We start from the raw sequence: 9,842 nt of genomic DNA, 5'->3' as shown, positions 1-9,842 counted from the left end.
GCCGTGCGGCGCGCGCGCACGGCGGCCGTCGTCTACGCGTTTGCAGCGTTGGCGGCATTCTGCGGCCTCGGCTTCCTGGTCGGGGCAGCTTATATCTGGACGTCGGTGCGGTATGGATCGCTAGCTGCCGCGATTGGTTTCGGTGTCGGCTTCCTGGTAATCGCGGGCCTTGTTCTTCTGATCCACCGGCTGATGGCGGGCGCCCGGGTCCGCCGCGAGGCAAGGCGGCGCAAGGCCGACATGAAGGCGATCGGCATTACGGCCGCGCTCGCCGTGCTGCCGACATTGCTGAAGGGAAAAGGCGGACTAGGGGTTATTCTTGGTCCGGCCGTGGCACTGGCGGCTTATGCCATCTACCGCGAGAACGTGAAGCCGGACACCGATCATCCGGATGCCGGCGAGGAGTAGTATGTCGGCACCTGCACTGCCTCGTCTCACTCCGACAGATCTTCCAGCGGCATCGATATTTCGGCGAAGACGCCGTCCGGCCGGAATTCATGGGTCACTTCGCTCGAAATGACCTTGGCCAGACTGCGCCGGATGAGGATCGAGCCAAAGCCGTGCCGGTCGGGTGGGGCAACTTCAGGACCGCCGCTTTCGCGCCAGGTGAAAACGAGGCGCCGGTCGCCTTTCCTGCCTTGCGCCTTCCAGCCGAGATCAACCTTGCCCGATGCAACAGACAGCGATCCATATTGCAGCGCGTTGCTGGCCAGTTCGTGCAGGATCAGCCCGAGCCCGACGGCCTGATCAGGCGACAGCAACAGATCGGCGCCGGAGATCGTCAAGCGTGGCTGGTCGGCGGTGTCGAAGGGCTTGATCTCGATCTGGACGAGTTCACGGATGCCGATGCCGCGCCATTCGCGGTCGGACAGCAGACCATGGGCAATACCCAGGGCCTGAAGCCGCGCGCGGAAGGCCTCGAGGAATTCGCTCGGCTGGCGGGCATGGCGCACGGTCTGCGTCGCCAGCGCCTGGACCGTTGCCAGCGTGTTCTTGACACGGTGGTTGAGTTCTCTGAGCAGCAGCCGTTGCCGTTCGTCGCCAAGCTTGCGTTCCGAGATGTCGTAGTTGACGCCGAAAATCAGCGTCGGCTTGCCGTCGCCATCGCGCTCGATGACACTGCCGCGCGTGGCCACCCATCGCGGTGGATGAAAGCCTTTCACCCGGTATTCGCCGAAATAGTCGTCGCTGCCGGTCAAGGCGTCGCGAAAGCGGGTTTCGGTTTGATAGACGTCGCGCGGGTCGATGGCGGTCAGGATGTCGCGCGCCCGCAAACGCGTCGAGCGCGGCAGGTTGAACAGTTCGGACAGCCTGACGTCGCACTCGATCATGTCCGTGCGGATGTCCCATGCCCAGCTGGCGAGCGACGCCGCGTCGAGGGCGATGGCGCGCCGCTTTTCCTCGCGCGCGAGTGCGGCCTCGGCGATCGCGCCGCTGCGGGTTGCATCCTTCAGGGTGAACAGGCTGCCGGCGAGACCGGCGAGCATCGTCAACTGGTCCAGTGTGGCGGTGGATGGAAAGACATGGGGTTTGCGATCCATCACGCACAGCGTGCCGATCCTGGCGCCGGCCACGAGCATCGGCGCGCCTGCGTAGAAGCGCACATGATGCTCGCCTGTGACCAGCGGGTTGTTCTTGAAGCGGGGATCCGCCGTCGCATCGGACACCACCATGGGGCCGTCACCGGCGGCGATGGCGTGGGCGCAGAAGGAAATTCTGGTCGCCGTTTCCGTTTCGTCGAGGCCAAAGCATGACTTGAACCATTGCCGCTCGAGATCGACAAGCGTGACCAGCGCTATCGGTGCCTGCATTACGGCCGCGGCGAGGTTGCTGATGCGGTTGAAATCCACGTCGATCGTCGAATCGATCACCTCCAGCCCACGCAGCACGGCGAGCCGGTCTTCGTCCTTCACCGCGCGCGCGACCTCGGCTGGCAGACCCAGCGCTGCTTCCGCCTTGCTGCTCACCCAAGTCCCCAATGCCCAGTCCCGACTTCCGCCGTCCTGTTGGTCTCTTCGCCGGCACTGGTCCGGCTTGCTTGGAACCATCCTAGCGAGGAACCGTTACCCGACCATGTTTTGCCGGCCGCGTCAGCCGGCGCAAATCGAGACAAGGGCCGATCATGACCAAGATCATTCCCGAAAACAAAGCGCGTCAGGGACGGTGGGGCTGGCATGTCTTGTATATCCTGATCGCCGCGCTGCTCCTGAGCTTCGCGGCCTGGGGTGCCGCTGAAATCTATGGCCGGGCGGCCAAGACACCGGCGACCGAGCAAGGAAGCGCGCCGGGCGGCTAGTTTTTTGGCTTTCGTCGTTCGAGACCGCATCAGGCAGCCTTTGCCTCGGCGATGCTGGACGGCACCAGGACGTTGAGCGCTCCGGGATGGATTTCGATCGTCGTCTCACGATCGAGCCTGACCAGTTCGCCATCCATCACGGCCCGGAACTTTCTGCCGCCGGAATGGATTTTCAGCACCGTACGGTCGGCTTGGTGAATTTCGACATGCTCGTTGTCGCGCCACTTGCCGCGCGCAATGTCGAACAAGAACTTGAGCAGTTCGGCGCGTTGCTGCGCCACCGTCACATAGATGCCGAGCACGCCGCCGGCAGGGTTGTCGGCATAAGGCAGATGGCCTTCGCCGAACAGATTGTTGGTGACGCCGATGCCTGATATGCGCGCCGTCACCTCGGCGTCGCCGATGCCGAGCGTGACGTTCATCGCCGGCGGGTTCTTGATCGTTGCCCAGGCCGCCTTGGCCGAAGCCCTGATCTTGCCCAGGCGCGAACCGAATTCCATCCCCTGGCGCAACTGCACCATCTTGGCGTGCATGCCGATCGAAAACTGGTGGACGAAGGGCTGGCCATTGGCCGTGGCCATGTCGACCGCGATGATTTCGCCGTCGGCGAAGGATTTTAGCGCGGCATCGAGCGACTGCGGAATGCCGAGGCCGCGCGCAAAAAGGTTCATCGTGCCGGCCGGCAGTATGGCGAGCGCCTTTTTCTTGCCCATCAGCCTCGCAGCCGCGGCCGAGATGGTGCCGTCACCGCCGCCGGCGAGCACGACATCGACGGCGCGGCGCGACACGGCGTTGTCGAGGGTTTCCACGACATCCTTGCCGGCAACGATATCGATGCTGAGAGAGTGGCCCGCCGATTCCAGCGTCTGACGCATCCGGTCGGAGAAAGCCGAGATATCGGTGGTGCGCAAGGTGCCGCCGTCTCGGTTCAGCACCGCTGCAAATTTCATGCCCCGCTCCGCCGATCAATCACAACCTAACCAGGACGCGCCCAGCCGGAGGCTGAAACGCGGCGGGCTTGGAAAGGTTCCGGCTGCGCCGCAATCCAGGCCGGATTCGAAGCTGGGTAGCGCGCATTCGCTTCGTGGGAACAACAGCATGGTCACGACGTTGTGAACCTGTAGAGATGCCGCGTCCGATCTCCCCAGCGACGGTTCAACCGGGCGCGGCGTGCACGAAATCAGCACGAGGAGAGACTATCATGATCCGCACCCTTTTAGCCACGACCGCCCTTGCGACAATGGTCGCGACCGGTGCCTTCGCCCAAAGCACTGCAACCCCGGCCCCCGCGAAGCAGCCTGCGGCGCAGGAGCCGGCCGCGCCGGTGGTGCACGCTGAGGGCAGCATCGTCACCAATATCATCGGCGAAACCGTCTACAACGGCACTGGCGACAATGCCGAGAATATCGGCAAGGTCACTGATGTCGTCTTCGACAAGGACGGCATGGTGAAATCCGTCGTCATCGGTGTCGGCGGCTTCCTTGGCGTCGGAACCAAGAACGTCGCCTTTGACTATGACAAGCTGCAATGGGCCGAGAAGAACGGTGACCGCTGGCTGGTCGCGCAGACGACCAAGGACGAGCTGACGGCGCATCCGGAATTCGACAGCAAGGCTTATGCGCTGGCCCCGGCCGCATCGACGACTGCCCAGGCGCCGGCCACGTCGACAGACACCGCACAGAAGCCCGCGGAGGCGAATGCGGAACCGGTGAAACAGGCTGATGGCAATCTGGCCACAAACATCATCGGCGAAAATGTCTACAACGGCACAGGCGACGACGCCCAGAAGATCGGCGACGTGAACGACATCGTGCTGACCAAGGAAGGCAAGGCAAAGTCGCTGATTATTGGCGTGGGCGGCTTCCTCGGCATGGGGGAAAAGAACGTCGCCTATGATTTCGCCAAGGCGCAGTGGGCACAGAAGAATGGCGACCGCTGGCTGGTTGCGCAGACCACCAAGGAAGAACTGCAGGCGCAGCCGGACTTCAACCGCAAGGCCTATGATCCGGCACCGGCTACTACGGCATCGAACGAGCCGGCGGCAACCGCGCCAGCCACCGCGACAGCTCCTGCTGCCGCTCCGGCGGACAAGACGGCGGCGGCGCCGGCTGACGCCACCGCTCCCGACCAGACAAAGACCGCGGCCATCGACAAGTCGAAGCTGACGGAGATGCCGATTGGCGAGATCAGGGCTGACGATCTGAAGGGCACGACAGTCTATGGCGCCAACGACGCCAAGGTCGGCGAGATCGGCGATGTCGTGCTGGCGCCCGACAAGAAAACCGATGCTGTGATCGTCGACGTCGGCGGCTTCCTCGGCATCGGTTCGAAGGAGGTCGCGGTTGGCATGGATAATTTGAAGTTCATGACCGACAAGGACGGCAAGAAGTACCTCTATACGACCTTCACCAAGGAGCAGCTCGAGAAGCAAGCGGCTTACGACAAGGGCTCCTACGCGCAGAAGCGCGACGAGCAGCGTCTGATCGTTCGATAGGCAAGGAAACGGGCGGTAGGGGAGATCCCTTACCGCCCTGCCTGCGACCTTGCGTATCCAGCCACCCCGTTTTCCGTCAGTTCCGAGAGTGCAAGCGACTGGTCGAGATGTTCGGCCCGCCAGGCAAGCAGCCTTTCGGCGAATTCCAGGCGGGTGGAGCGATGTGCCGGACTGCTGGCGAGGTTCTTCAATTCGCCAGGGTCGTTCTCCATGTCGAAGAGCAAAGGCGGCAAGCCCCCGCCAAAATGCACGTATTTGAATTTCTGCGTGCGGATGACAGCGAGGTTGCACTGGCGCGAGGTAAGGCCGAAGTGCCGTTCGGCTTCACCGTCCGCGACCGAGCGAAAGTCGAACTCCCAGTGCGCCGCGTCGCGCCAAACGGCGGGCGTTCCACCGCTCAGGAAGGGTTTCAGCGAGCACCCGTCAAGATGCGGTTCGGGAGCCACGCCGAGCAGGTCGATGAGCGTAGGCAAAATGTCCACAGCTTCGGTGAAGCGATCGACAGTGCTGCCAGCGGCCTTGCGATGGCGGGGATCGCGGATGATCAGCGGGATGTGATAGCTGCCGTCGAAATAACCGCCTTTGCCCAGCATGAAATGGTCGCCCATCATTTCGGCGTGGTCGGAGGTGAGCACGATGATGGTGTTGTCCCAGGCGCCTTCGGTCTTCAGCGCTTGCCAGAGGCGGCCGAGCTGTGCGTCGACTTCGGAGATCATGCCGTAATAGATGGCTCGGATGCGGCGGAAATCATCCTCGCTCCAGTCGTGTACCTTGCCCGTGGCACCGGGGCGGAACCTTGCGCGGTTTTGCCGGCCAAGATCATAGGCGATGTAGGGGTGGCCCTGAGATTCGGCTCGCCAACTTTCCGCACGGTGAAAAGCCGGGCCGTCCGCCGGATCGTATCGGGTGTTGTACGGTTCCGGCACAATGAAGGGCGGATGCGGGCTGATAAAGGAAAGATGGGCAAACCATGGCGCGGCCTCCTCTTGCTCGCCCAGCCAGCGCATGAATTCGCCGGCAAGGAAAGCCGTTGGCGTCTGGTCCTTGGAGTAGACGGGTGGCGCTTCAGTCACCGCACCATCCGCCTCGCCCACGGGACGATGGATGTCGGGACTTCCAGCGCTGGCATCGATGCCCTGCTGCTTCAGCCATGACAGCCACTGTTTCTGATGTTCGGGGAGCAATTGGCGCACCGTGAAGCCGGGCAGCACGCCTTCATAGCTGTGCAATCGTGGATCACCCGGTGCCAGCTGGCGCGGGTCGAGCGACACGTCGGTATAGCCGAACAAGGTCGGATCGTAACCGACGCTGCGCGCGGCAAGCGCGATGTTGCCGTGGCGGGCATCGAGCGGCGTGCCGTTGCGGCAGACACGGTTGTTCATCTGATAGAGGCCTGTGTAGAGGCAGGCGCGCGCGGGCGAGCACGGAGCCGCGCCGCCGTAGTGGCGCTTGAACAGCACACCTTCGGCGGCCAGCGCATCGGCATTCGGCGTCTTCACCTGGAGATGGCCGGCAGTCGACAGGCAGTCACCGCGCCACTGGTCGCAGGTAATGAGGAGGACATTTGGCCGCCTGCCTTTTCCAGTCACTTGCGCTACCCCTTCCCAGCACGTTCGAATGCGCACATGGAACCGATTCCATCAGCCGCGCAAGGCCAGGGCCGTTGGCAGAATGGTGAACGAGTTTCTTGTCACTGTTCACTTTTACAGCACAGTCCATTTTGTGTTTGCGGCCTTTGCCCCAACAGATCGTGTCCTCATATTGGCGTGGACAGCGGCGAGGGCCGCACACACACCAAGGGAAGGAGCAGAGACCATGCTCGACCAGATCAAGGGCCTGCATCACGTCACCTCGATGGCCAGGGATGCACGGCAGAACAATGATTTCTTCACCCACAAGCTCGGCTTGCGCCGGGTCAAGAAGACGGTCAATTTCGACGCGCCTGATGTCTACCATCTCTACTATGCCGACGAGGTCGGAACGCCGGGTTCGGTGATGACCTATTTTCCGTTTCCCAACATCGGCAAAGGCCGCCATGGCGTCGGCGAAGTCGGCACGACGGTCTACTCCGTGCCGGACGGCACGCTCGCCTATTGGGAAAAACGCTTCACCGACGAAGGCGTAACCAATGTCGCCCGTGAGGAAAGTTTTGGCCAGAAGCGGCTCAGATTTGACGGTCCGGACAGCGACGGCTTTGCCCTCGTCGAGGACAAGGCCGACACCAGGGCGCCCTGGGTGAAGGGCGGTGTTGCCGCTGACGAGGCGATCCGCGGCTTTCATTCGGTTTCGCTGAGGCTGAAGGATGGAGGCGCCACCGAGGAGCTTTTGAAGTTCATGGGCTACGAGGAAGTCGACAAGTCAGGCAATGTCAGGCGGCTCGCCGTCAAGAACGGCAACGGCGCCGATGTCGTCGACATCGAATCGCTGCCGACGGCCCCCTTCGCCGATCTCGGCGCCGGCTCCGTCCATCATGTCGCCTTCGCCGTAGAGAACCGCGCCAAGCAGCTTGAAGTGCGCAAAGCGCTGATGGATACAGGCTATGGCGTGACGCCGGTGATCGACCGCGACTATTTCTGGGCGATCTATTTCCGCACGCCCGGTGGCGTGCTGTTCGAAGTCGCCACCAACGAGCCGGGCTTCGACCGTGATGAGGACACCGCCCATCTCGGCGAGGCGCTGAAGCTGCCCACCCAGCATCAGCACCTGCGGCCCTATCTCGAACAGCATCTGCAGAAGCTGGAGGGCTGAGCGATGAGCAAGGACGCTTTCATCCACAAGATGCTGCCCGGTTCGCCGGGTGGTCCGCTGCTCTTCGTCTTCCATGGCACGGGCGGCGACGAGAGCCAGCTTGTCTCGCTGGGGCGCGATCTCGCGCCCCAGGCCACCATCATCTCGCCGCGCGGCGATGTTTCAGAACAAGGTGCCGCGCGTTTCTTCCGCCGCACCGGCGAAGGCGTCTACGACATGGACGACCTTGCGCGGGCGACGGGCAAGATGGTGGGCTTCGTCAAGGCCCATGTCGAGGCGACGACGCCATCGGCCGTGCTCGGCCTCGGCTATTCCAACGGCGCCAACATCCTGGCCTCGCTGGTGTTCGAAGCCCCTGATCTTTTCGACGCCGCGGTGCTGATGCATCCGCTGATCCCGTTCGAGCCGGAGGTGAAAGGCAGCCTTGCCGGCCGTCAGATCCTGGTGACCGCCGGCAGGCGCGATCCGATCTGCCCGCCGAACCTGACGGCGCGGCTCGAAGCCTATTTGCGTGCCGATGGCGCCGATGTCACAGTGGAGTGGCACGAAGGCGGGCACGAGGTGCGGCCAAACGAAATCGAGGCGGCGCGGCGGCTTTTTGCCGGTGCCCAAGGAGTGTAAAGAGATGCCCGATCAGCTGCCAGAGATCGAACTTGAAGATCGCGGTTCCAAGGGTCGCTACGTCCTGCGCGGCGCCGGCGGCGCCGAAGCCGAAATGACCTTCACCAAGATCGGCGAGCACCAGCTCATCATCGATCACACCGAAGTGCCGGACGCCTTTCGCGGCCAGGGCGCCGGGCTTCGGCTCGTCACCCGCGCCGTCGAGGATGCGCGGGCGGCGGGCAAGAAGATCATCCCGCTCTGCCCGTTCGCCAACGCCCAGTTCCGCCGCCATCCGGAATGGGCCGACGTGCTGAAGCAATAGGTCGGACAGGCTTTGTCATTTGCGCGGGTAGCACATCTTGCCTAAGTGGGTATGATATATCGCTCCCGCGCCGATGAACGAACCGAATGACCCCCCTATGACCGAATCCGACCTCGTCCCCGTCTTCGACGGCCATAACGACACGCTGCTGAGGCTCTATCAGTCCAAGGACAGGGACGTCGAAAAGCTGTTCGTCGAAGGGAAATCGGGCGGCCATATCGACCTGCCGCGCGCCAAGGCCGGCGGATTCGCCGGTGGCATGTTCGCCATCTTCCCGCCGCCGGTCGAGAAAGCGCGGCGCAGCGCCGTGCCTTCGGCGCCGAGCGACAGCGAGCCGTTGCCGCCCGAGGTTCCGCGCGCCGATGCGCTCAACTCGACGATCGCGATGGCGTCCATCCTGTTCCGGCTGGAACGCGCCGGCGCATTGGCGATCTGCCGCAGTGCCGGCGATGTGCGCAATGCCATGGCGCAAGGCACGATTGCCGCGGTGTTCCACATCGAGGGCGTCGAGGCGATCGATCCCGAACTCTCCATGCTCGACGTTCTGCATGCCGCGGGCCTGCGTTCGCTCGGCATCGTCTGGAGCCGGCCGAACGCGTTCGGCCACGGAGTGCCGTTCCGCTTTCCGTCCTCGCCCGACACCGGACCCGGCCTGACCGATGCCGGCAAGGCGCTGGTCAAGGCCTGCAACGAACTGAAGATCATGATCGACCTCTCGCATCTCAACGAGAAGGGCTTTCGCGATGTCGCTGAAATCAGCAATGCGCCGCTGGTCGCCACCCATTCCAACGTGCACGCGATCTGCGGCCATTCGCGCAATCTGACCGACTGGCAGCTCGGCGCGATCCGCGAATCCGGTGGCATGGTCGGCCTCAACTTCGCCACCGGCTTCCTGCGCGAGGACGGCCGCATGAATGCCGACACCAGCCTCGACATCATGGTGCGCCATATCGATTCCCTGCTGCAGGCTCTGGGCGAGGACGGCGTCGGTCTCGGCTCGGATTTCGACGGCGCCATGATCCCGGCCGTCATCGGCGACGTCGCCGGTCTGCCTAAACTCGTCGATGCGCTGGCGGCGCGCGGTTTCGGCCGCGCGCTGATCGAAAAGATCGCCTACCGCAACTGGCTAAGCATGCTCGAGCGCACGATCGGCTGAGCCGGCGCTACTTGTCGTAGCCCATGCGCTTCAGCCAATCCTTGCCGACGCCACGGTCGCGAATGATCGGCAACGGGTTTTCCGAATCGAGCCTGGCGCAGATGCGGTAGACCTCCAGGGTCTCCGCACTCATCTCGTCGCGCTTGTAGAAGAACATGGCGGCGGCGTAGCGCGTTCGGCCCGACCATTTCTCACCGAGCGGCGTGTTGACCAGTTCCCACTG

Annotated in this window: 11 protein-coding genes; 7 read left to right on the top strand and 4 right to left on the bottom strand. The window is 63.4% G+C overall.

The window, feature by feature from the left end; translation table 11 throughout:
* Nucleotides 1-408, top strand: a 408-nt coding sequence (locus EOA36_RS16755; protein ID WP_127278580.1) for a hypothetical protein, incomplete at its 5' end; no start/stop codon positions are given.
* 26 nt (nucleotides 409-434) lie between these two features.
* Here EOA36_RS16755 and EOA36_RS16750 read toward each other — a convergent pair.
* On the bottom strand, nucleotides 435-1,967 hold the full coding sequence (locus EOA36_RS16750; RefSeq protein ID WP_127278579.1) for an HWE histidine kinase domain-containing protein: 1,533 nt from the start codon (nucleotides 1,965-1,967) through the stop codon (nucleotides 435-437).
* Between the two features lie 155 nt (nucleotides 1,968-2,122).
* On the opposite strand from EOA36_RS16750, the gene EOA36_RS37315 reads away from it, so the two are divergent.
* Nucleotides 2,123-2,296 (top strand): hypothetical protein, encoded by a 174-nt coding sequence (locus EOA36_RS37315; protein ID WP_189343577.1) that lies wholly within the window; start codon nucleotides 2,123-2,125, stop codon nucleotides 2,294-2,296.
* A 29-nt stretch (nucleotides 2,297-2,325) separates the two neighbouring features.
* Here the strand turns inward: EOA36_RS37315 and EOA36_RS16745 are convergent, their stop codons facing one another.
* Nucleotides 2,326-3,246: a diacylglycerol kinase family protein gene (locus EOA36_RS16745; RefSeq protein WP_127278578.1), complete on the bottom strand. Its 921-nt coding sequence runs from the start codon at nucleotides 3,244-3,246 to the stop codon at nucleotides 2,326-2,328.
* A gap of 251 nt (nucleotides 3,247-3,497) precedes the next feature.
* Between EOA36_RS16745 and EOA36_RS16740 the strand changes: the two genes are divergently transcribed.
* Nucleotides 3,498-4,790 (top strand): PRC-barrel domain-containing protein, encoded by a 1,293-nt coding sequence (locus tag EOA36_RS16740; RefSeq protein ID WP_127278577.1) that lies wholly within the window; start codon nucleotides 3,498-3,500, stop codon nucleotides 4,788-4,790.
* Between the two features lie 29 nt (nucleotides 4,791-4,819).
* Here the strand turns inward: EOA36_RS16740 and EOA36_RS16735 are convergent, their stop codons facing one another.
* Nucleotides 4,820-6,379 (bottom strand): alkaline phosphatase family protein, encoded by a 1,560-nt coding sequence (locus EOA36_RS16735; RefSeq protein WP_127278576.1) that lies wholly within the window; start codon nucleotides 6,377-6,379, stop codon nucleotides 4,820-4,822.
* Between the two features lie 226 nt (nucleotides 6,380-6,605).
* On the opposite strand from EOA36_RS16735, the gene EOA36_RS16730 reads away from it, so the two are divergent.
* The 4 genes from EOA36_RS16730 to EOA36_RS16715 all read left to right on the top strand — a co-directional run bounded on the left by EOA36_RS16730 (nucleotide 6,606) and on the right by EOA36_RS16715 (nucleotide 9,619).
* Nucleotides 6,606-7,538, top strand: coding sequence for a VOC family protein (locus EOA36_RS16730; protein ID WP_127278575.1), 933 nt, complete (start codon nucleotides 6,606-6,608; stop codon nucleotides 7,536-7,538).
* A gap of 3 nt (nucleotides 7,539-7,541) precedes the next feature.
* A complete protein-coding gene (locus tag EOA36_RS16725; RefSeq protein WP_127278574.1) occupies nucleotides 7,542-8,159 on the top strand; it encodes an alpha/beta hydrolase in 618 nt (205 codons plus the stop codon).
* Nucleotides 8,160-8,163: 4 nt separating this feature from the next.
* Nucleotides 8,164-8,463: a GNAT family N-acetyltransferase gene (locus tag EOA36_RS16720; protein ID WP_015315410.1), complete on the top strand. Its 300-nt coding sequence runs from the start codon at nucleotides 8,164-8,166 to the stop codon at nucleotides 8,461-8,463.
* A gap of 97 nt (nucleotides 8,464-8,560) precedes the next feature.
* Nucleotides 8,561-9,619 carry a dipeptidase gene (locus EOA36_RS16715; protein ID WP_127278573.1) on the top strand — a complete coding sequence of 353 codons (1,059 nt, stop codon included), beginning with the start codon at nucleotides 8,561-8,563 and terminating at the stop codon, nucleotides 9,617-9,619.
* 7 nt (nucleotides 9,620-9,626) lie between these two features.
* Here EOA36_RS16715 and EOA36_RS16710 read toward each other — a convergent pair.
* Nucleotides 9,627-9,842, bottom strand: a 216-nt coding sequence (locus EOA36_RS16710) for a hypothetical protein (protein ID WP_127278572.1), incomplete at its 5' end; no start/stop codon positions are given.

It is taken from the genome of Mesorhizobium sp. M8A.F.Ca.ET.021.01.1.1 (assembly GCF_003998025.1).
Classification (GTDB): domain Bacteria; phylum Pseudomonadota; class Alphaproteobacteria; order Rhizobiales; family Rhizobiaceae; genus Mesorhizobium.
The sequence above is the reverse complement of the archived record's forward strand: the minus strand, read 5'-3'. Positions and strand labels throughout refer to the sequence as shown.